Annotated in this window: 14 protein-coding genes; 5 read left to right on the top strand and 9 right to left on the bottom strand. The window is 62.7% G+C overall.

The genetic code is table 11. The features are described 5' to 3' along the window. Nucleotides 1-6: 6 nt before the first annotated feature. Nucleotides 7-480, bottom strand: coding sequence for a hypothetical protein (locus MesoLj_RS30765; RefSeq protein WP_202323671.1), 474 nt, complete (start codon nucleotides 478-480; stop codon nucleotides 7-9). 405 nt (nucleotides 481-885) lie between these two features. On the opposite strand from MesoLj_RS30765, the gene MesoLj_RS30760 reads away from it, so the two are divergent. From MesoLj_RS30760 to MesoLj_RS30745, 4 genes are all read left to right on the top strand, one after another. Beyond that, nucleotides 886-3,435 carry a caspase family protein gene (locus tag MesoLj_RS30760; protein ID WP_202323670.1) on the top strand — a complete coding sequence of 850 codons (2,550 nt, stop codon included), beginning with the start codon at nucleotides 886-888 and terminating at the stop codon, nucleotides 3,433-3,435. A 17-nt stretch (nucleotides 3,436-3,452) separates the two neighbouring features. Continuing rightward, nucleotides 3,453-3,749 (top strand): hypothetical protein, encoded by a 297-nt coding sequence (locus tag MesoLj_RS30755; protein WP_244735214.1) that lies wholly within the window; start codon nucleotides 3,453-3,455, stop codon nucleotides 3,747-3,749. A gap of 140 nt (nucleotides 3,750-3,889) precedes the next feature. Further along, nucleotides 3,890-4,987: an OmpA family protein gene (locus MesoLj_RS30750; RefSeq protein ID WP_202323669.1), complete on the top strand. Its 1,098-nt coding sequence runs from the start codon at nucleotides 3,890-3,892 to the stop codon at nucleotides 4,985-4,987. A gap of 7 nt (nucleotides 4,988-4,994) precedes the next feature. Then, nucleotides 4,995-6,233: a caspase family protein gene (locus MesoLj_RS30745; RefSeq protein WP_244735213.1), complete on the top strand. Its 1,239-nt coding sequence runs from the start codon at nucleotides 4,995-4,997 to the stop codon at nucleotides 6,231-6,233. Between the two features lie 44 nt (nucleotides 6,234-6,277). On the opposite strand, the gene MesoLj_RS30740 is transcribed toward MesoLj_RS30745, so the two are convergent. Continuing rightward, the gene (locus tag MesoLj_RS30740) at nucleotides 6,278-6,856 is read right to left on the bottom strand and encodes a DUF6931 family protein (RefSeq protein WP_181180083.1); all 579 of its coding nucleotides are present in this window, start codon (nucleotides 6,854-6,856) and stop codon (nucleotides 6,278-6,280) included. Between the two features lie 186 nt (nucleotides 6,857-7,042). Here MesoLj_RS30740 and MesoLj_RS30735 point away from each other — a divergent pair, with 186 nt between their 5' ends. Further along, complete coding sequence (locus MesoLj_RS30735; RefSeq protein WP_140775171.1) at nucleotides 7,043-7,579, top strand: OmpA family protein; 537 nt, start codon at nucleotides 7,043-7,045, stop codon at nucleotides 7,577-7,579. Between the two features lie 189 nt (nucleotides 7,580-7,768). Here MesoLj_RS30735 and MesoLj_RS30730 read toward each other — a convergent pair whose 3' ends face one another. The 7 genes from MesoLj_RS30730 to tagH form a co-directional block, all read right to left on the bottom strand. Next, on the bottom strand, nucleotides 7,769-10,177 hold the full coding sequence (locus MesoLj_RS30730) for a M23 family metallopeptidase (RefSeq protein ID WP_202323668.1): 2,409 nt from the start codon (nucleotides 10,175-10,177) through the stop codon (nucleotides 7,769-7,771). After that, entirely contained in the window at nucleotides 10,174-10,674 is a 501-nt protein-coding gene (locus tag MesoLj_RS30725; RefSeq protein ID WP_244735212.1) for a DUF1036 domain-containing protein, read from the bottom strand. The genes MesoLj_RS30730 and MesoLj_RS30725 overlap by 4 nt, the downstream gene beginning before the upstream one ends. 12 nt (nucleotides 10,675-10,686) lie before the next feature. Continuing rightward, nucleotides 10,687-13,230 (bottom strand): serine/threonine-protein kinase, encoded by a 2,544-nt coding sequence (locus tag MesoLj_RS30720; protein ID WP_202323667.1) that lies wholly within the window; start codon nucleotides 13,228-13,230, stop codon nucleotides 10,687-10,689. A gap of 5 nt (nucleotides 13,231-13,235) precedes the next feature. Then, nucleotides 13,236-14,009, bottom strand: coding sequence for a PP2C family protein-serine/threonine phosphatase (locus MesoLj_RS30715; protein WP_140775174.1), 774 nt, complete (start codon nucleotides 14,007-14,009; stop codon nucleotides 13,236-13,238). A gap of 159 nt (nucleotides 14,010-14,168) precedes the next feature. Beyond that, nucleotides 14,169-17,726, bottom strand: coding sequence for a type VI secretion system membrane subunit TssM (gene tssM, locus MesoLj_RS30710; RefSeq protein ID WP_202323666.1), 3,558 nt, complete (start codon nucleotides 17,724-17,726; stop codon nucleotides 14,169-14,171). A gap of 22 nt (nucleotides 17,727-17,748) precedes the next feature. Continuing rightward, nucleotides 17,749-19,230, bottom strand: a complete 1,482-nt coding sequence (gene tssL / locus MesoLj_RS30705; RefSeq protein ID WP_202323665.1) for a type VI secretion system protein TssL, long form — start codon at nucleotides 19,228-19,230, stop codon at nucleotides 17,749-17,751. A 300-nt stretch (nucleotides 19,231-19,530) separates the two neighbouring features. Beyond that, nucleotides 19,531-20,586, bottom strand: coding sequence for a type VI secretion system-associated FHA domain protein TagH (tagH, locus tag MesoLj_RS30700; protein ID WP_202323664.1), 1,056 nt, complete (start codon nucleotides 20,584-20,586; stop codon nucleotides 19,531-19,533). Nucleotides 20,587-20,714 lie beyond the last annotated feature (128 nt).

The following is a 20,714-nucleotide window of genomic DNA, read 5'->3' as shown; positions in this document are numbered from 1 at the left end:
CTGCCGTCAGTCGATGCCGAGTTTCGCGCCGATGTCGGCTGCAAGCTGCTCCTCGGTGTAAGTCGCGGTCAGCCGGGACCCGTCCAACTCGGTGAGCGCCTCACCGATGGCTTCGTCGACCGGCGAGAAAAAGCCGTTCTGCTTTGTTCCCAGAACGAAGATCTGCTCTCCATCACGATTGCGGATATCGCCGATATGATGAAGCTGGCGGCCGGTATTCTGATCCTTGGAGATCACACGGCCATTCATGGTGACGCGGATGGACGGCTTGGCCTCAGTCACGGTGGCCACGCTGCCGCCAACGTGGATGATCAGGCCCTCGGCCTTGGGTTGCTGGCGTGGCTTCCTGGAAGCCGAATAGCCGCCCCCGCTGATCTGGTCGGCAAGTCGAACGATCGTCGAGCGGTTCTGCTCGATCAGCCGCTTGACCTGAACATCCTCACGACGCGGGCCGTCCCGCTTGGAGATGATCTCGACCATGAATCCTCCCAGATTCGTCAGCTTGGCGGTGCCGCAGGTACGGTCATTCTTATGTGCGGCGAACCCTACACTGCCATCGCCAGATGCGCCATTCACAATAGGTAGCGCCGAAATTCACTTCGTTGGTAGCAGGTGGCTGCTACACGATTACCAGCCGTATCCTTCTGTTTCAAAAAAAGGTGTGCCCCGGAGCCGGACAGCTGGCCGGACGGTTCGACACTCATTGCGGACGGTTCGGCTGTGAGGTAGTTTACACATTCGAATGAGGAAGGTGCCAGCTTCCGCGATAGGTTTTCGGTCTTGTTTCCGTTCCTGTCGCGGCCGATTGTGAGTTCTTCAACAGATCTTGATGCCACAATCTTGGGAGCTTGTGGTCGTCAGGTCGCGGCGGTTGAGGCAGTTGCCATGCTCCGGCTTTGCGGATTGATCGCGATCTTCCTTGTCGCGGCCCTTACGAGTTTCGATGCGTCGGCCGATCGAAGGGTCGCCCTGGTGATCGGCAATTCCCAGTACAGGGAAATCCCTACTCTCAAGAACCCCGACAAGGATGCCGAGGACGTATCCAAGACGTTTCGGCTGGCCGGCTTCGAAGTGTTCGTCGCCAAGGATCTCACAAAGTTGCAGTTCGAGAAGCAGTTCCGCAACTACCTCGCGGCGGCGGATGGCGCCGATCTGTCCGTCGTCTACTATTCAGGCCATGGCTTTCAGATCGGTGGTGAGAATTTCCTGATCCCCGTCGATGCTTCGCTGAAGAATGCGGCCGACATCGAGGTTCAGGCCGTCAAGCTGAACGATGTCCTGCAGCAATTGCGCGCGAAATCGAAGATCCAGGTGATCATCCTCGATGCCTGTCGCAACAACCCGTTTCCGCGCAAGGATTATTGGTTGAGGGACCAGCTGATCACCGCAGAGAACACCGGTCTTGCTCAGGTCAAAAGCTCGCTCAACACGTTGATTGCCTTTGCCACCGAGCCGGGAGCGGTCGCTTATGATGGAGCGGGAGACCTCAGCCCGTTTTCATCCGCATTCTCGCGTCGCGCGCTGGCGCCGAACCAGGAGATACGCACGGTCATGGCCGCGGTGCGCCGCGATGTGGTAGAGGCCACCGACGGCAAGCAGGTTCCCTGGGAAAATTCGTCGCTCATCGACGAGGTTGTCCTGATGCGCCGCGCCAGCCGGCCTTCGCTGCCGCCGGTTCTCGAAAAAGTCGTGCCCTCGGGTGTCGGACCTGTTGCCCTGGACCTGCCGGAACCGGTCGATGTCGATGGCGGATCGATCACCGTCAGCATCGAAAGGCCGCCCGCGCTTGGACGCCTGCTGCTGGATGGCAAGGCGGTCGCGGTCGGCGAACAGATCGAGGGCAAGGACCTGCCGCGCCTGAAGATGGATGTACCCAAGGGCGTCGGTGCGCCCGAAGAGGTCGACATGCTGGCCTACGCCACGCATGACAATTGGGGCGGCCAGGCCCAGGGCATCATGGTGTTCCGCGTCAAGGACGGTCAGGGCGCTGAAGGCGAACAGATTGTGGCCTCGCTCGAGACCGAGCAGAAGCAGGAGGTGCTGGAGCGGGGCATCCACATCACCGGCGCCGCCGAGGCGATCGAAGACCGTGAGATCAGCGTTCCGGTCGGTGTCGGCCCGGTTCCGCTGAAGCTGGACTTCCCGACTCGGGATCCCGCGGTCAGCCTGAAACTCGCGAGCTATCCGGTAACGGGAACCCTGTCCCTGCCGGATCGTGCCCTGTCGCCAGAGTCGAGCCTGATGGCGGATGAGGTCGATCAGCTGCGCTACGAGCCCCAGATCGGTGCCGCCGGTCCTGTCGAGGTCGGCTTCGAGATCCGGGCCGACAGCAGCTCCTCAAAGCCTGCCACGATGAAACTGTCGCCAAGCGTCGATCCATGCGACCAGGCCGCCGGCGAGCCTCTCGATCTGCAAGGCGTGGTTCCCGGCCTGCTGCCGAACGAAATCGGCGCCGAGGCGGTCAAGGCCTGCGAGGCGGCGGTGAAGGCCTATCCCGATGTCGCCCGCTTCCGTTACGAACTGGGCCGGGCACTGCTTGCGGCCGGCAAGGTCGAGGACGCCAAGAAAGCGATCCAGGTGGCAGCCGACAAAGGCCACGTTCGCGCCGTGTTCGAGCTCGGCTATATCGCGTCGTCCGGGATAGGAATGGCTGTCGATCCCAAAAAGGCAAACGACTTTTATTCCGTGGCGTCCGACAAAGGCGACCCTTACGGGATGACCGCATGGGGGCGCGCCTTGTTCAATGGTCTAGGCGTCCAGCGAGATACCGCCCAGGGACTGGACCTGCTGCTCAAGGCGGCGGCGATGGGGCATACCTATGCCATGAACGATCTGGCTGCGATCTTCACGGAAGGCCGCAACGGCGTGCCCGCCGATCCGGCGCGAGCGGTCGCCTTCCTCAGGGCTGGCGTGGAGCGGCAGGACATGTATTCGATGAACATTCTTGGCCGCAACTATCTCACCGGGCGCGGCGTCGAGAAGGATCCGAAGCAGGCGCAGACGCTGTTCCAGGAGGCAATGGACCTCGGCCAGCCCTACGCTCCCGGCAGTCTTGCGCGCATGTATCGAGACGGCGTTGGCGTGGCGCAAAACCTTGATGAGGCACAAAGGCTCTTCGAGTTGGCGACCGCCCGAGGCGATTACTCCGGTGCATATGATCGCGCGGCTCTTGAGATGCAAAAGGGCGACAAGGCCGACCAGGCGATAGCGGTGCGTTATCTGGCGTTCGCGGTAGGTCTTGATCTACGCGACGAGTTGCCGAGCGCTCGGACAACGCTGGCGCAGTTTCCGGCGAAGGCCAAGACAGCGGCATTGAAACAGCTGCGCTCGGGACTCAAATCGAAAATCCCGGCGACTGGCCCGGTCGAGGACCAATTGGTCAAGACGGCCAGGGCGGTGTGGGAGCAGGCTAATCCGCGTCGGGACTTGTTCTGAGCAACGAGGAGGCAACAGTGGGCAGGGCATTGAAGCACGCATTCATAATGACTTTTCTATCCAGCGCCCTGGCGCTCGCCGGTTGCACGACCTTGATGCCGAAGGTCGAACCGGCACCGGCGTCCAAGCACAGGACGAAGACCGTTCGCACGACGACTGCACCCAAAATTATCAGGCAGAAAAAAGTAACTGCCAAGAAATTGATCAAGCCCGTGAAAAACGAATCCGTACCTGTGATTGCGCCCTTGGGCGGCGGCAGTACCGGCGGTAATGCGGGCGGCGGTAGCACTGGCGGTGGAAATAGTGGCTGGTGACGAGAATCTGTGGCACCGCAGTCCTTCGCGGATGCTTGGCGCATGCTCCCTCCGCCGGGAGTGCTCGCCAACCAGGCGCAAGTGCTCTATGCTGGCGCTTGGTGTCGTGTCGATACGGTGGTCCTGGGCAGGGGCGTTCCATGTTCGAAGTCGTCGCATTCCGGTGGAAAACGGGGTTTGGGAACCCCGCCATAAGGGCTCTTGGCCTGATCGTCGCTTTCTCCGGGCTGCTGCTGTTCGGATCGCAAGCGGGAGCCGCGCCGAACTGGACGCTCGATCCCACCGCTTCGGTGATCACCTACCAGTCGGTCAAGAAGAACACGATCGTCGAGACCAACAAGATCAGGAACATCACCGGCACGCTTAGCTCGGCGGGTGATGCCAAGGTCACGTTCGACCTCAATTCGGTCGATACCGGTGTCGATCTGCGCAACGTTCGCATGCGCTTCCTGTTCTTCGAGACATTCAAGTACCCGACCGCCGAGCTTACGGCGAAGGTGGATCCTGCCGCATTCGCCGACCTCGCGACGAAGCGCAGGGTGAAGGCAACGCTGCCATTCCGCCTCAATATGCACGGCGTCGACAAGGACCTCGAGGCCAGCGTCGTCGTCACCATGATCAGCGACACCATGGTGTCGGTTGCGTCGGAAGCTCCGGTCGCGGTCCATGTCGAGGATTTCGGCCTGTTGCCGAACATCGACAAGCTGCAGCAGGCCGCCAACGTCACCAACATCGTGCCCACTGCGTCGGTATCGTTCGATTTCGTCTTTACCGCGGATGGCAGCAAGCCGGCCGCCACCCAGGTCGCGGCGGCGAGTTCGGCCGATGTGGGCCCGGTTGCCACGGATGCCGCCAAGGCGAACTTCAGCGACGAGGAATGCCTGAACAGGTTCGCCGTGCTCTCGCGCACCGGCGCCATCTATTTCCGGCCCGCCAGTGCGCGGCTCGATGCTAAAAGCCGCCCCTTGCTGACCGAGGTTGAAGGCGTCGTCGGAAAATGCCCGAGCCTGAAGGTCGAGGTCTCCGGTTATACCGATTCAGACGGATCGCCGGAGGCGAACAAGCTGTTATCGGAGCGCCGGGCCCAAGCGGTTGCGGACGCGTTGGTTGCCGCCGGCATCCCACGCAACCAGGTCAGTTCCGCGGGCTATGGCGAGGAGCGGCCGGTTGCCGCCAACGATACCCCCAAGAACAAGGCGCTCAATCGGCGGATCGAGTTTTCCGCTACCAAGCTTTGAGGTTGCGGTGAAGTCCGATCCGATCGCCCTTCGCGGTGGCTTCTTTCGCGCCGCCTGTCTTGCGGCGCTCGCCTTGCTGTTGACTTTGACTGGCGCCAGCGCCGAGCGCCGCGTGGCGCTTGTCCTCGGCAATGCCCAGTACCAGCACGCGGCGGCGCTCGCCAATCCGGTGCGCGACGCCCAGGCCATGGCCGAACGCTTGAAGAAGCTCGACTTCGAGGTGGTTTCCGGCTTCGACGAGACCAAATTGCAGACGCAGGCGACGATTGCCCAGTTCGCAAAACAGGTGCGTGGTGCCGACATCGCGCTCTTCTTCTACGCCGGCCACGGCTTGCAGGTTTCCGGCAAGAACTACCTGCTTCCGGTCGACGCCGCGCTGGAGGACGAGACCTCTCTCGACTTCGAGGCTGTGTCGGTCGATTTCGTTTTGCGACAGATGTCGCGGGAGACCAGCATCAGGCTGGTGTTTCTGGACGCCTGCCGCGACAATCCTCTCGCCGAGGCGCTGGCCAAGACCGCGGGCGTCAACAGCGCGAGCAGCGGCCTGGCCGAGATTCCGATCGAGAATGGAGGCGCCGGCACGCTCGTCGCTTTCGCCGCCAGCCCCAATCAGCTCGCCTATGACGGGTCGGGCGAGCACTCGCCCTTCACCGCGGCGTTGCTTCAGCACATCGGCGAATCCAACGTCTCCATCACCGAGGCCATGAACAGGGTCACCAGCGACGTCTTCAAGGCAACCGCCGGCAAGCAGCGCCCCTGGATCAACGTTTCGCTGACCACCGAGGTTGTCCTCCACAAGGTCGATCTCAATGCGCCATTGATCGTTGGCGAGGCGAGTACGCCTCAGGCGGAAAGCGGCTCCGAAGCGCGCAACACCGGCGCGGCGGCGAACCAGGGCGATGACCAGCTTGCGCTCGATGTGCTGCGTCAGAAAATCCCCAAACTGGCGTCGGATGCCCCGATCCTTTTCGACCATCCGATCGACTTCGGCGATGCGGCGATCGACGGCAAGAGCATCGCCGAACTGATCAAGGGCAAGCCGTTGTTCAGCCCCGTGGAGGGGTTGGACAAGTCGGTCTGGGAGGGCAAGCACTGCGACGGCTGCCACGAATGGAACGAGGCCCGGCTGTGTGATCAGGCGAAGAATTTTGCCGCCAACGATGTCTCGGTGCTGCGCCTGCAACATCCGCTGGGCACACGCTTCAAGGTGGCGCTTGCCAAATGGGCGCAGGGCGGCTGCAAATAGGCAGGCAGGTGGCGGCTCCAGCCGATTCCGTCGGGATGGCGGCCCTAATAGGCATCCGCCGATTGGCGCAACGCCTCGATCTCGGCCATCTGGATGCCCATGTCGACAAATGCCGAAAGAACGGCAAACCGGTCCGTGAGGGCGACACGGGCCAGTCCGGCCAGTATTCCGGCATTGACTGCATGGGCGGCAGGAAACGGTTGCAAGGCCGCTACCTCGGTCGTGGCCATGGCCGAGCCGTTGTCACGCCATCCGGCGGCCAGAGCAATCCAGCCGACCGGCGTTGTCGGTGGTGCCGCCGCGGCTGTGCCGACAGCTGCCCGGTAACGGGGATTGTCCGGTTCACCCACCCAGTCGCGAACATGCGCAAGCAGTTCTTGATCGGTCCCATCGAACAGCTCGGTCAGGTGGCTCAGGCATTCATGCGCCCACCAGACCGCGGCCCGCTCGGGAAGCAGGTAGGCACAAAAGGTAATCGCTTCCTCGGGAACGCGCCCGGCAAGGAGGTCGCGGCAAAACGCGATCGAGTTCTGTTCGGTTGGAAGGGTTCCCATGTCCCTGGCAATGGCGGGACAAGCCATGAAAAGATCCCGTGCCGTCTTGAATCGGAGCCCATTGGCCATGACCGCCACGCTTTCATCGAGAAGCCTTGGCCACTCAAGCCTCAGGCGCGGCGCGGGTCAAGTCTGAACCTGTGACGCCGCGGGACCCGTCGGCACAATCGTGCCCCAGCGTTTATCGACAGACAATCGCCTTGCAATTTGATATCATGGTCGTCGAAATCGGATGCTCAAACAGGAGTAACCGCTATGCAGTGGGGCAGTACAGCCTTTGTGTTGGCGGTCGTGTTTTTCTCGACCCACGCTTCCGCCGACCCCGTTCAGAAATCAGAAGACATCGTGAAGTTTTTTGCCGGCGCGGCCGATCTTGGCAAGTCGCGCGGAATTTGTGTCGGCACTGAGGAGGAGTGCAAAAGCAAGAGCAAGGCAAAGGAAGGACCGGCCGAAAAATCCAGCCTCGATATGCTGATCAATTTCGGATTGGATTCGGCCGCGCTCGACACCACCGCGCGCGCTGAACTCGACGAGTTCGCCAAAGCACTCAAGGACAGCAGGCTTAGCACTTTCAGCTTCGTCGTCGAAGGCTACACCGACGCCACCGGCACGGTGCATTACAACGAAGGCTTGTCGCAACGACGAGCGCAATCGGTGGCAGCCTTCCTGACGGCCAAGGGGATTGAGGCGGCCCGCATCGACGCGATCGGCATGGGCGAAAAGAATCCACGCAGCCCCAACCCGTACGATCCGGTCAACCGCCGCGTGGAAATGCGGATAAAGACGCAGTAGCGCGCACCGGTCATCGGTTGAGCGCGCCACCCACGGTCACACCGGCGCCGAAGGTCAGTGCCTTTGGCAGTAAGTCGTTGTTGCGCCGGGGTGGCGGAGGATCATCTCGCCGCACAGCCGCGGTTGCGCCACTTCTCAACGACCTGCTGGGCGTTTGTGATCTGGACCGCAATGCCATGACGGGCGGCCTCAAAGCGTATTCTCAATCGAACTTATGAGGGCGGTGACAGCCTGCTTGTATTTTTCGAACTCCGGCGATGTCTGTCGGATTTCCGTTGTCGTTGTCTGCGGGTTGGCGTCGGTGGCGACACGGCTCAGCTTTTGGCCCATTTTCCTTTCGGCCCAGTCCACCACATAGCTGGCTGTCTTGCCGGTGAGAAACGGGTTGGCCTGGATGACGGCCGATCCCAGCACGGCGCTCAGTTGCGCCGAAGCTGGCGCCGACAGCACCTGATGCGCGCCTTCCATTCCCAGGAAATGACAGAGATAGAGTCGGCCGGCGGTGATCTGGTGACCGCGTGCCCTAAGATAAGCCTCGCCTTCGCGCGCCAGATTGCGCACCATCTCACGCGAGATCGTGGCGTCGTAGCGCAGAGCGAGCAGGTCGGCGGTCGACAGCGTGCGCGCGAGTTCCGGACGATAGGTATTCATCATCCGGATCCAGGTCTTGGTTATGAACTGGCCGGCGCCGGTCGCCGAGGAGTTCGGGTTCTTGGCACGGGCACTGCCGCCGCTTTCGACATGAACGATCCGCTCGGTCAACGTTTCAACGGCGACGTCACCGGAATTGCCGGCATCATAGGTGGCGACCGTGGTGGCGGTCCCCAGCGGATCGATCGCCTCGCCATTCTGGTAGAGCTCGAAATGCAGGTGCGGGCCGGTCGAAAGCCCGGTGGTGCCGATATAGCCAATGACGTCGCCGGCCTTCACCTTGGTGCCGACGCCGCTCGCAATGGCGAATTTTTGCATATGCGCGTAGCGCGTCTCGCGCCCGTTCGCATGCGAGATCTTCACCAGATTGCCATAGCTGCCGCCATCGCCCTGGAAACTGATCTCGCCGTCGAAGGCCGCCTCGACCGGCGTGCCGACAGGGGCTGCCCAATCGACACCCTTGTGGATGCGAACGACGCCGAGGATCGGGTGTTTGCGCGGGCCGAAGGTCGAGGTCATGACCCCGTTCACCGGCGTGACCATGCCGTTGGCAACAGTCAGCGAGCGCACCTCGTCATTGCCCGTGACGCAGGCGAACTGGCCGTCGCTCTGCTGGAAGACGAAGCAGTCGATGGTCTTCTCACCGCCCTGGACGCCGACATACAGCACCCGCCCGGACGTCTCGTCCTTGCCGCGCGGCGTCTGCGAATAGATCAGCACCAGCCGCTGGTCCTCGCTGGCGAAGGCGTCGAGGTCCTGTCCTCGTGACAGGTACATGATCGCTTCGCCGATGACGCCGGTCGGAACCTTGTTGCGCGCGGCCGTCGAATAGATCGCGTCGAGCAGGCGGTATTGCCGCTTGGGCCCGCCTTGATCGGTACCGGAATAGTTGAACAGGTCCTCGCGCACCCAGGGGTCGACACCCGACACGAAGGCGCCCGCGGCGTTGCGTGTCAGCGTGCCGACAAAGACATTCTTGGCGTAGATCGAAACCTGCATGAGCGACATCGTGGTCGTCCCGCGGTTCGGCCGGAAACCGCGCATGGCGACGACATAACCCGGTTCCAGCCCGTCCCGGTTGAAGAGCGCCTTCAGCGCTTCGCCCGCCAGCTTGGCATCGTCGGCGGAGAAATGTGCATCGAGCGCAACGCTGTCCAGGCTGCGGTCGTTGAGGATCTTCACGAACGTGTCTTCGGTCGCCTCGAAGCGCTGGTACTCGCTGGTCACGGTTGCGACGGTCGTATTGTTCTCGATCTGGGTCTTCGTGAAGGCGGGCAGCGCTGCCTCGCCCTGATTGACGGTCTCTCCCCAGCCGGCCTCCGGGTCGTCGGCATCCTGCTTGGGCACCGAACTGGCTGGGGGCCCGCTCGCGTCGGGTGCCGCCTGAAGGTCATTATTCAGGTCGCCCTGCTGGTCGTCCGGGGCCGCCGCGGGGGCAGGTGGAGCGGCCTGCTCAGTGGGTGCGGCAGCCGGAGATGCCGGAGCAGTCCGCCGCTGCGCCTGGAAGAACGCGAAGTCCTCCTGCGTCGACGGGATCGTCGTCATGAACTTTTCGCTGGCGCTAAGCATCACGTCGGAGAGGATCTCGATTTGCGGCGAGGCGCCGGAACTGTCGAGTTCGGCCGGGCGCGCCACCGTATGGCCCTTGCTTGCCGTGTCGGCATCGGGCGCAAGGGTGATCCACATCGGATCTCCCGCCAGGTCGATGATGGCAGGCACGTAGACGGAGGCATCGGCCGGCACATCGTCCGCACCTTCGACCGCGTGCAATTCCTCGTCTTCGTCGCCGAACGACCAATAGTCCGCGGTGAAGTAGAAACCGGCGGCGATGGACAGCAGGACCATGACGGCGAAACCGGCAATGAGCCTGCGCCAAAGCGTGCGCCTGCGCAGCGCGGCGCGCGCCTGCTTCTTCTGCTTGAAGCTGGTGTCGATACTGTGCGTCACGGACTGCTTCCGGTCAGGAAGAAGGTCCATCGCACCTGTTCCAGCGTATCGACCTCGAGAAATTGCGCCGCGATATGGCCACGCTGCCAACAGTCGTCGATGCCGCGGATTGAGAAACGCCGGCGCTCGATGCACATTTCCGTCGACCCTGTCAGGATCGCATGGCCAAACACGTCCGTTGCGTAGATGTAGATGTAGCGGTTCGTCAGTTCCTCGCGGATGACATTCACGCATTGATTTGCGCCGATGGTCCACCAGCCGTCGGTCTGGTCCGCATTGTCGACCTTCTGGCCGACCGCCAGATTGACGACGTCGAGCGTCTGGTTGCAGACCGTGAATTCGGCGCGCGCTTCGCTGGATGCCAGCACGGCCAGCAGTGCCGCTCCAGCCATGATCGCAAGCTTGATGCGGCCCGTCAGGGCGGGCAGGGTTGGAGCCGGATCACGCTGCTCTATGGGCAGGCCGGCAGGGGGCAGACACGCGCGGCTGAGTTCCATCGGGCGCCCATGCTATCCGCCGAGCCGGAAATACTTGGCAGTGGCTGAAAACTGAGATCCGTCGGTTTCGATCTCCTCGAGAATTTTGGGCAGCAGCACCGATGCTGGCGTTGGCGCGGAGAAGGCAGCCGCCTGAATATCCTGCGGGCCCGTGATCACCATTATGATCTGAGGCACGGCCTTTCCTGCGGCTTTGTCGGCGGCGCCCAGCCCAATCGGGATGCTGAAGGTAGCCTTGCCCGATTGCACGACGATGCGGTCGTCGAGGTTGAACACCATGCCCTTGTGGTCGATCAGCAGCACACTGGAAATGAGCCCGCCATGGGTCACCAGCGTGCCGCGGATCGGCGTACCGTTCGGCACCGATGTCCGGTCGAGAACAAGCTGCGGTCTGTCGGCCGCGGTCTGCCCCAGAAAGCGCAGAAAGTTGGTGACTTCGCATTGGCTCGGCTCAATGAGGCGGACGCTGATGTCCGGCTCGACATGGAATTTTGCCTGGAAAGCGCCCAGCATCTGTTCGAATGGCTGGACAGCCGTGCCAAATCCTTCGATCGCGGGGGCCTTGTCGGCTGACGATGTCATGGTCGCATAGAAACAGTCGCCGCCGCTGAAGTCGCGAACCCAGGAGACTCGTTGCGCGCTGTCGTCGACGGCCGGGGGGATCGCTGGTTTGGGGACGTTCAACGCGACGACAGCTTGGTCCGGCTGTTTGGTTGGCGGCAACGAGGTGTTTTGGCCCTCGGCGTTCGCGGCGTCTGTCTGGCTCACGCTGGGTTTGGGTGCCGGCACGGCCGCCTTGGGTGCTTCCGGCTGGCTGATCTGTGACTCGGGCTTTTGGATCTGCACGGCCTCTGGCTGAGCCGGCGGCGGCGCTGCGACCTTTTCGGCTGGCGGCGTTGGAGCTGTCGTCTCGGATGCTGGAGCCGACATCTGACTGTTGCTGGCCATCCTATCCGGCTGGATTGCCGGCGATGTCTCTGGCTGCGCGTTCGTTGCCGAAGGCTCCAGGGGCTTCGCTGCTTGCGGGGCTGTGGGCTTCGCCGGCTCCGGCGCTTGCACCGGCTTGGCATCTGCCTGGTTTTCGGCCGACGGCGTGCTCGCTTCTGTTTGCGGTTGCGCCGCCATTGCCGGCGGCTTCGGCGGGGCCTCGGCCGGCTGCGGCTTTTGAGCCCCCTCCGTCTCCGGCTGACTTTCAGTCGGCGCTACGCTGGCTTGCGGCTGCGCCGGCGGAACCGGCTTTGCCGGTTCCGGGGCGTTCGCGATCTTGTCGGCCGGGAGCGGCTTTGCCGTTTCCGCGGCAGGCTTCGACGGTTCGGGCGCGGAAAGCGACGTCTTGCTCGCAGTCGGTGGCGCGGGCGTCATGAAGCCGCCCAGGTAAAGGCCGGCACCTGAGGCGACAGCCAGCGTGGCCAGGGCGGCGATCGCGACGGTGCGGGTCCTTGCGGGTTTTCCGGGGGCGTTGCGGGCGGCCGCACGTGGCGGGCTGGGGTTCGCCCGAGGCTGCGGTTCGGACAAAAGCGCGGGCCGGACATGCGGGACGAAGGGTTGCGCGCCCGCGCCCATTGCCGCCGACGCACTGTGTCCCGGGACGTTGGATGGCTGGGACTGCGCCTTGGGATCGGGAGCAAGGGTCTGCCCGGCTCTGGGCAAGCCGGGCCGGTCGCGGGGGGTGATCGACGTCGGCGGCGTTGTTCCTTCGTCTTCGTCGCGCGTCATCCTGGCGATATCCGCCATGCTGACCGGCCGGTCCTGCGGATCCGGTTGCAGCATGGCTTCGACAATGCCGCGAAAATCCTCGTCGATGTCGGAGAGGTCGGGCACCGTCCGGCGCTTTTCGATGATCTCGAACTGTGATCCGCTCATGTCGATCGGCTTGCCGCGCAGGGCGGCGGCCAGCACCAGCCCAAGGCTGTAGATGTCGGACTGTTCACGGACGTCGCCGCTGTAAAGGCCGAGTTGTTCGGGTGAAACGTAGTTGTACTTTCCTGCGAACTTTCCGCCGATCAGCGTCTCACCGCCCACGGTCGCCGACCGCGCAATGCCGAAATCGATGATCTTTGCGCGGTCGACGCGGCCTCCCGGCAGGATGATGTTGTCGGGTGAAAGGTCGCGATGGATCGCGCCCGCCTGATGCACGGCGCTCAGGCCGGATGCGAGGCGATGGCAGAGCTTGCGCACCTCTTCCGTCGGCATCGGCCCGCGTCGCATGATGTCGAACAGCGACTCGCCGTCGACGAATTCCATGGCAAGGTAGGGACGGCCGATCCCGGGATCGATGGTGAAGACGTGGTATCGCACGACCGCGTCATGCGATAAATGGTTGAGGATCGAGGCCTCCTTGCGGAACAAGGACAGGATCGTCTGGTCACGGGCAAACTCGGGCAGGACGATCTTGATCGCGACGTGGTCTCCGGTCTGGATGTTGTGGCCACGGTAGACCTCGCCCATGCCGCCGAATGCGATCCGCTCGTCAAGTTCGTAGATGCCGCTGAGCTGCGTGCCTACGGCGGTGTTGGCCACCTGCGGCGATATTCGCGTCTTGTCGTCGGCGCTCATCAGCCTCAGCCCTCCGCTCTCGACAGATCAGCGCGCAGCGATTGTCCATTGCGCCCGTTTCCGATCTTCACCAGCACAATGGTGACATTGTCCGTTCCGCCCCGCGCCAGTACCGTTTCCAAAAGATTTTCGCAGGCCGCCTGCGGCGTTGCCGACACCACCGCTGCCTCGATCTCCGCGTCGGTGACATGCGCTGTCAGCCCATCGGTGCTCAGCACGAAAATGTCTCCCGGCATCAGTTCGCCTTGCTGGAAGTCGATGATGAAGTCATCGCTGACGCCGACCGCATGCGTGATGACATTGCGGCGTGGCCAGGTGAGCGCCTCGGCTGCACTGATCATGCCCCGGTCGAGCAGTTCCTGCACTTCGGTGTGGTCCTTCGAAATCTGCGAGATCGAGGCGTTGCGGATCAGGTAGATCCGGCTGTCGCCCGCCCACAGACAGGCAAACCGTCCGTCCATCGCCAACAGGGCGGCGACCGTGGAGCCGATGGTGATGCCGCGCGATTCCGATATCCTGCGGATCTCGGCATTGGCTCGGCTCAGCCTGTCCTCGAAGCGCGCCCGCAGGTCCGGAGCGGAGCTTGCGATGCCGATCGTGGCCAGATGGTCGACAATGCTGGCCGAGGCGACCTCTCCGGCATCATGCCCACCCATCCCGTCGGCCACTACCCAAAGCCCGGTTCGTGGCTCGAGCAGATAGTTGTCTTCGTTGACCTCGCGGACACAGCCCTTATGGCTCACGCCGAAGCTGTCAAAGGGAAGGGCGACATTGCTCAACTTGCCACCAAACGCGTCTTGCGCGTCCTCTGCGGCGCACTCGCGGGCGCTCGCTCTCGCCACTTTGCCACAGGCTCAACCATTAAAGTATAGAAATTAAGCTCCGGGCGCGTGGGGCTCATACAGGCTGTCAATGCATTGAAAAGCTCGAAGCCCATCTCAGAACGCCTTCGGACAGCTGAATCCCGAAAGTGCGGGAAGGAAGAAGGGGGTGGGCCCGGAGCCAGTCTGGATCGTATAGGTGACGTCACGCCCGCCGATCACGAAGCGGGCTTCGACATTGGGGTCGTTGCCGGTGATGGTCGCCTTGTCCAGCAGGCGTTTCAGCGCCCACGGACCTTCGAACTTGATGGCGGATTCGCGGCCTGGCATCTCTGGCGTCAGGCTCAGACTGGCGGATCCGGAAGCCGTGCCGCTCGGCCAGGTGACGGTGCTCGGCGTATTGCCCGCCTGGTTGCTCTGGACTGTCTGGCCATCGACATCGAGCACCGCCGCGTCGGCGTCGCCATGCAGTGAGAACGGCGTGAAGGTGATGCTGACCGAGGGCACCGAACCGCCCTGGGGAAAAAAGGCGCTGCGGATTTCGGCCGCCAGCTGGAAGTTCTTCAGCGTCGACTTCGACAGGTCGCGCCCGAAGCGCGCATCCTGCTTCCAGCTCCACTCCTGGCCCGTCATGTCGATCAGCGATGCGAGATTCTGGGCGAAGAACCGGTCCATCAGCCCGCCGGGGGCGAACAGTTTCGCGAAATCCGCCATTGCCATGTCCTCGGAGCCATTGCCGGAGAAAGGGTAACGGCCGTTGACGGCCGCCTCGCAGGGCGCCGTGACCGACTGATCGAGCATCTGGTTCAAATTCGCCACCGAGGTCTCGGTGACGTTACCTTCAAACTCGTCCGCCGTCGCATTGACCATTCTGGCGAGTTGCTTGGGCAGGCGTGAGACATTGGCGCGAAGAGTGGCTATCTGGAGCTGCAGGTTTGCGTTGACGCGTTCCGTCTGGGAGGGAACGTCGGTCGCCAGTTGCAGGCTCTGGTAGATATCGCGGAAATTCTGGGTCAAGGCATCGATCGGGCGGTGTCCGGCAGGACCGCCCACCAGGGTCTGGAACGACCTGAACTGCGCTTCGACGTTGGCCCCGGGATTTTGGTTTTGCGCGTTTGCGGATCCTGTGCCGGCACGGCTTTGCGATTTTCCGGTGGCAATTTGTATGCCGATGCGAGCCAGGCCTCTGGCCATGTTTACGGCCTCTTGTGACTGGCCTTGAACCGTGCCGGCTTCGGCACCTGAGTCCTTGCCGGAAACAGCGCCCCGCGTCAGTGCCGTTTCGTCGGCGATCGCGGTAAACAGCTGTTCGATCGGCGAGGATGGCGAGGCGACGGCGGAAAGCGCGATATAATGCGGCTTGTCCTTCAGCATCGCCTTGAATTTCAACCCGTCGAGAACGCCGTTCCACGCGGCTGCGAACTCCTTCCCGTAACGATCGAGAAGTTCGGGGCCGAGCTTGAGCAACTCCTGGTCGATGCCGCCTTGCTCGCCGCCGCCGCCGAGCACCCACTGGTCGTCGACGAGCATCTGCGCAATGTGCGAGAGCTGACCGAGATAGAAGTGATTGAAGCCGGCCCAGGTGTAGAGGCCGGGCACGCGAAGGCCTGACAGGTCGCTGCCATCGACACGTTCGAACAATAGCTGCGCTTCCGGTCCGCCTTTTACGGAAACGGAAAAATCGTCCAGCGCCGCCGAATACACCGCCGACTTGATCAACGCGGAGGCGCGGTCGGCAAGGCTCATGCGCCCGAGCGAACGCTGGGCGGCTTCGATGAGGGGCTGGTTGAGTTCGAAAACCGGATCATAGGCGTCGTCCAGGGCAAGCATGGCGCGCAGGTGCTTCTCGAGTTGCTCGCGTCCCGCGCGGTTGTTTTCGCCTGGATACCGGTTTTGCTCCCAATCCTGCTTCATCCAGGAAACGATCAGCGCGTCGTCGACCTTTGGCGCCTTGCCGCCGAGCATCAGATAGATCTTCAACGGCTCATAAAGCGCGGCGGGGTCGGCCATCTTGGCCTGGATCGTCCGCTCGGCCTGGATCAGCAAACGCGACCGCAACATGCGTTCCAGCGCTTGCCGGTAAGCCGTCCTGGATGCCGAAAGAAGTCTCTCCCGTTGGCTGAGGCCGAAGGTCTCCTCGATCGGTGTGGATATGTCGCCGGTTTCGAATCCAGCCGGCAGATCGCGCAACTGGTCGAGCGGGCCAATGACGTTTTCGAGGTCGACGTCGGCGACCTCGGTACTTTTGAGCAGCGTGTCCGCCGTCGCGCGATACTGGCCCATGGCCTGCGTTGTGGAGGCGATCAGTGATCTGTTGGCCGTGAAGCTCAGGGCCAAGGTGCCGAGGGCCGCCGCGGCGATCAACGCGATGGCGCAAAGTCCTGCAAATCTGGCGATCGCCGCACGCCTTACAGCCGATTTGTCGTAGGAGACCCATCCGGATTCAGCGAAAATGACGCCCGTCAGCAGATCATGCAAGAAGAAGCTTTTGCCGGTTCCCGAAAGATGGGCGCGGGAATTGCCGCCGAAGCTGCGGCCGATCGCGCCCAACACCTGATCGATTGGCGTTCCCTCTTGCGTACCCGACGAAAAATAGAGGCCACGCAGGCTGACATTCACCTGGCTGCGGGCCGGATCGAACAAGCCGGCGACAAAACTCGTAATTCGGCTCTTCAGCGCACCAAACTGCGCCGGAAAACCAAAGGCGGATATGCGCGCGACCGGATCGACCTCTTCTTGAAGGCGGTCGGGCATCTCCTCGACCAGGCGTCTTGCCAGCGCATCGAATTCAGCCGGGGCCTCGGCCGCCATGTTCTTGTTGCGATCCGTGGTTTGGAATGTCGCGCCCCAGACCTTGCGCCGGCGGGGCTCGTCGAAAGCGCCGAAGTAATCCATGAACCCGGAAACAAGATCGGCCTTGGTGAACAGCAGATACACTGGAAACTGGATCTTCAGCGTCTCGTGGATTTCCCGCAGCCGGCTGCGTATCTCCACGACGTGAGCATCAAGCTGCTGATCGTCGAGGCCGATGAGATCAGCGAGGCTGATCGCCAGGATGACGCCGTTTATCGGCTGCCGCGTGCGGTACTGCTTGAGCAGCGACAGGAAGGCGAGCCAGCTCTTCTTGTCGCTCTCGGCATTGGAATCCTGCGTCGTGTAGCGTCCGGCGGTGTCGATCAGCACGGCCTCGTCGGTAAACCACCAGTCGCAGGCACGTGTTCCGCCGACACCGGCGACCGGCTGGGCATCACCCGAACCTGCCAGCGGAAAATTCAGACCCGAATTGACCAGTGCCGTTGTCTTGCCCGCACCGGGCGGGCCGATGATGATGTACCAGGGGATCTCATAGAGGAAATTGCGCTTGCCGCTCGACCGTTTAAGCGCGGCGATCGCTTCGTTCATGCGCGCCTCGAGCACCTGTGAGTCGTCATCCCTGTCGTCATTGCGGGCAACGGCGGTCTCCAGCGCCTTTTGTGCCTTGCGCATCCGCCAGAAACGCAATCCATAGAAGAGCGCCACGGCCGCCACGATCACACCGATGATTGCCGCGCGCAGCCAGGCCGGCCCAAGAGGACGGCTATCGGCGAAGCGGATCAAAGGTCCGGCAAACCACACTGCGGCCGAAAAACCGGCCAGCGCGATCACGCTGAATATCCGCAGCAGCCAACGCGTCATCGGCGCATCCAACCGGCCCTGCTCACAATGTCTCCTCCTTGGCGATCATCACATCGACACGGCGGTTCCTGGCGCGGCCTTCCGGTGTTGCATTGTCGGCGATCGGCTCGTCCTCGCCCTTGCCGTCGACCGTCAGTCGCGAAGGATCGCTCAACTTCTGCGCCATCATGGTTTCGACGGCCTTCGCCCGGGCGACGGAAAGATCGAAGTTGGACTTGAACGGGCTCGATTTTCGCGGCTTCACATTGTCGGTATGGCCGACGATCCTGATTGGTCCGCGCTCGGGTTCCAAGGCGGCTGCGATGTCGGCGGCTATCGGCTGGAACTCCGGCTTCGCGTCGGCTCTGCCGGACTGGAACACCAAGAGATTGTTGATTTCCACGACGATGAAGTCGCCCTTCGTCCCGACGGTCAACCCACCGGCTCCGACATCCTTGACCAGTGCCGAGCGGATGCGATCGATCTGCGTGGTCGTGGCTGCCGGAGGGATGGCTTTCTCCGGCTCGGCCAAAGGCGCCACGCTGGCGCGCTCGATGGCGATCGGTGTCGACGGGTTGAGGGCCAGCAATTCACCAGCGGTGGCGTCGCCTTCATTGGTGATGACGACCCGCAACGCGAAGAATGCCGCCGTCAGCAGCGCCGCTGCCGCTGCCGCAACGGCCCAGAGCGGCAGGCGCGTCGAAGACTGCGTCATCGTCGCCGCCAGGCCCTGCCAGCGAGGCGAGATGTCTTCGTCGGCGCGGGGCCTGAAATAGCGAAGTGTTTCGTAGACGTCGCGCCGGACGCGTTCGAGATTGGTGTCCTCGCGTGTCAGGCCGCGATATTGGCCCTCGTACCCCAGCGACAGGCACACATGCATCAGTTCGAGCAGATCGTAGTGCGCCTCTGGGCTGGCCAGGACTTTATTCAGTGCTTCGAAAAAGCCCGTGCCGTTGGGCTCGACGTGGAAGAACCGCGACAGCATGCTGTGCCGCGCCCAGGCGTCTTTCGATGGCCACGGCAGGTTGCCGATGAGATCGTCGGCGGTCTCGCACAGGACAAATTTCGCAATCCGCGCATCCTCTTCGGCAACGCCTGCTTTCTCCAGTGCGCTGTCGAACTTGTCGATCGCCTCGGTGACGTGTTCCGCCAACGGCTCCGCTTGTCTCTCGACCGGGATAAGCCTGAGCTGGCCGAACAGCATCAGCAACGGTGCGGCCGCGGCAAGGATCTGATTTGCCGCGGCATATCGGACACTGTCCGTGACATTGAGCAGGGTCTCCTGCGGCAGGGCCGGAGCCGGCGCGTCCGCGGAAGGTGTTCCTTGATAAATCACGGTTCCGGATGTCCAACCGGGCGGTGTATGCCGGCCGACGCCGGGATCGAACACGGTCGAGTCCTTGACCTGCGAGGGCTGTCCGCCATCCGCGACGGGAGGGCTCGGTGCCGGTTTTCGCTCACGCCGTGGCGTGGAGCGAATGACGGTCTTGCCCGCCGGGCCGAAAGGATCGTCCTTCGAGCTCATCGCCGATCGTCCGTTCGCGCCAGGCACCCGCGCTCTTGCCGGACAGGCGCAGAGCCTTTCGCGGTCAGGTAAAGCAACGCCGGGCCCTGCGGGGCAGGGCAGTGTCTTGAGGACGGTCGGCTATATCTCGCTATCCCGCCGTAAGTTGACATTTGCCGCAGACCCCCAGGTCGATCAGCCTTACCCGCTTGGCGAATTGTCGTATGCGATCGTAGTCTCAGAAACTCCCGATTGGAACCGGATGCCGCGCACCGAAGAGGTATCTTCGTTGGCTGTGGCGCCACGGCTCCCCTGAAGCGCCTATTTCTGCTTGTCGGCCTTGGCATAGGCTTCGCTGAAATAGGCCAGGAATATGTCCAGCATGCCGTTCTCGTGTGCTTCCTCCATGGTTCGCCAGGTCGCGACAAAAGCGTCCCAGGCCTGGCTCTTTTTCGACGAGAACGACGTCGGCGGAAGCTTTCTTCCGATCGCTTCAGGAGACAGGTCGTCGAGCAGCCGCGACAGTGCCGCTTGCATGGCGGCATAGGTGGCGAATTCGTGCGTCTTGAGATCGCGGAACGCATCCTCGATGCTGCGCCTGGCATCGAGATAGCCGGCACGGCGCCGTGCGAACATGATTTCGAGGATGTCGTCGGTTCCCGGAACGAACTTCAGGGGATTGTTGTCGGCGGCGCTGATCATCGTTCGTTGTGTGCTCTTGGCCAGCATTTTCGCGGCCGCGCGGGCTTTCAGCAGCAAGGTCAGTTCCTCGACCATCGTCCGCAGCACCGCGCCGATTTCGGCGGCAACCTCATGCGGGTCGCGCGATTGCAGCAATTCCGGCGAGATACCGGCGGCGATCGCGATTTCCCGCAGCACCTCGTCTCGTGTCGAGGGAAGCGACGAGGGTTGCGACGAGAATGCCGGAGCCGTAACCCGTTGCCCGGACCGTTGCTCCGCAGGATCAAAGAAGGGTCCATCTCCGAATTCCAGCGACCGATTTGTCGCGGCCGGCATTTCTCGCTGCGTCGGGCTGCGGCTGGGATGACCTGTCGCGGCGCGCTCCTCGTCGATCGACACGAAGATGACATAACGGCCGATCAGCATCCGGTCGCCGTTGCCCAGCCGATGGGGGGCGGTCATGCGCTGGCTTGATCCGTTGACGTAGGTTCCATTGCGCGAGACATCGTGCAGCCAGAACGCGCCTGCCTCGTATCGAACCTCGCAATGCCGGCCCGAGATGAACTTGTCGGGGTCCGACAAGGTCCAGTCGCAAGCATCGCGTCCGATTTCGAAGCTGCGATCGCGCGCCGCGTAGCCGGTCGAGATGCCGGCGGGCAAGGCGTCGACATTGTTGATTTGCAGACTGATATACATCCAGGATCGCCGTCGAACGCTGACCGATAATCCACATTCTAGCAGTTTGCACATACAACAGGACAGCAGTGTTTCGAGCCGTTGCATCGACAGGGCAAGGTTTAGCCGCCGTGTGTCCTCTTTGGTTG

Source organism: Mesorhizobium sp. 113-3-9, from assembly GCF_016756515.1.
Classification (GTDB): domain Bacteria; phylum Pseudomonadota; class Alphaproteobacteria; order Rhizobiales; family Rhizobiaceae; genus Mesorhizobium.
This window is presented reverse-complemented; position numbering and strand designations above follow the sequence as displayed.

Excerpts from the sequence above, each read along its gene's own strand:
- tssM (WP_202323666.1), bottom strand. The coding sequence starts at position 17,726 with ATGACGCGTTGGCTGCTGCGGATATTCAGCGTGATCGCGCTGGCCGGT.
- MesoLj_RS30760 (WP_202323670.1), top strand. The coding sequence starts at position 886 with ATGCTCCGGCTTTGCGGATTGATCGCGATCTTCCTTGTCGCGGCCCTT.
- MesoLj_RS30720 (WP_202323667.1), bottom strand. The coding sequence starts at position 13,230 with ATGAGCGCCGACGACAAGACGCGAATATCGCCGCAGGTGGCCAACACC.
- MesoLj_RS30750 (WP_202323669.1), top strand. The coding sequence starts at position 3,890 with ATGTTCGAAGTCGTCGCATTCCGGTGGAAAACGGGGTTTGGGAACCCC.
- MesoLj_RS30765 (WP_202323671.1), bottom strand. The coding sequence starts at position 480 with ATGGTCGAGATCATCTCCAAGCGGGACGGCCCGCGTCGTGAGGATGTT.
- MesoLj_RS30740 (WP_181180083.1), bottom strand. The coding sequence starts at position 6,856 with ATGGCCAATGGGCTCCGATTCAAGACGGCACGGGATCTTTTCATGGCT.
- tssL (WP_202323665.1), bottom strand. The coding sequence starts at position 19,230 with ATGAGCTCGAAGGACGATCCTTTCGGCCCGGCGGGCAAGACCGTCATT.
- tagH (WP_202323664.1), bottom strand. The coding sequence starts at position 20,586 with ATGTATATCAGTCTGCAAATCAACAATGTCGACGCCTTGCCCGCCGGC.
- MesoLj_RS30725 (WP_244735212.1), bottom strand. The coding sequence starts at position 10,674 with ATGGAACTCAGCCGCGCGTGTCTGCCCCCTGCCGGCCTGCCCATAGAG.
- MesoLj_RS30735 (WP_140775171.1), top strand. The coding sequence starts at position 7,043 with ATGCAGTGGGGCAGTACAGCCTTTGTGTTGGCGGTCGTGTTTTTCTCG.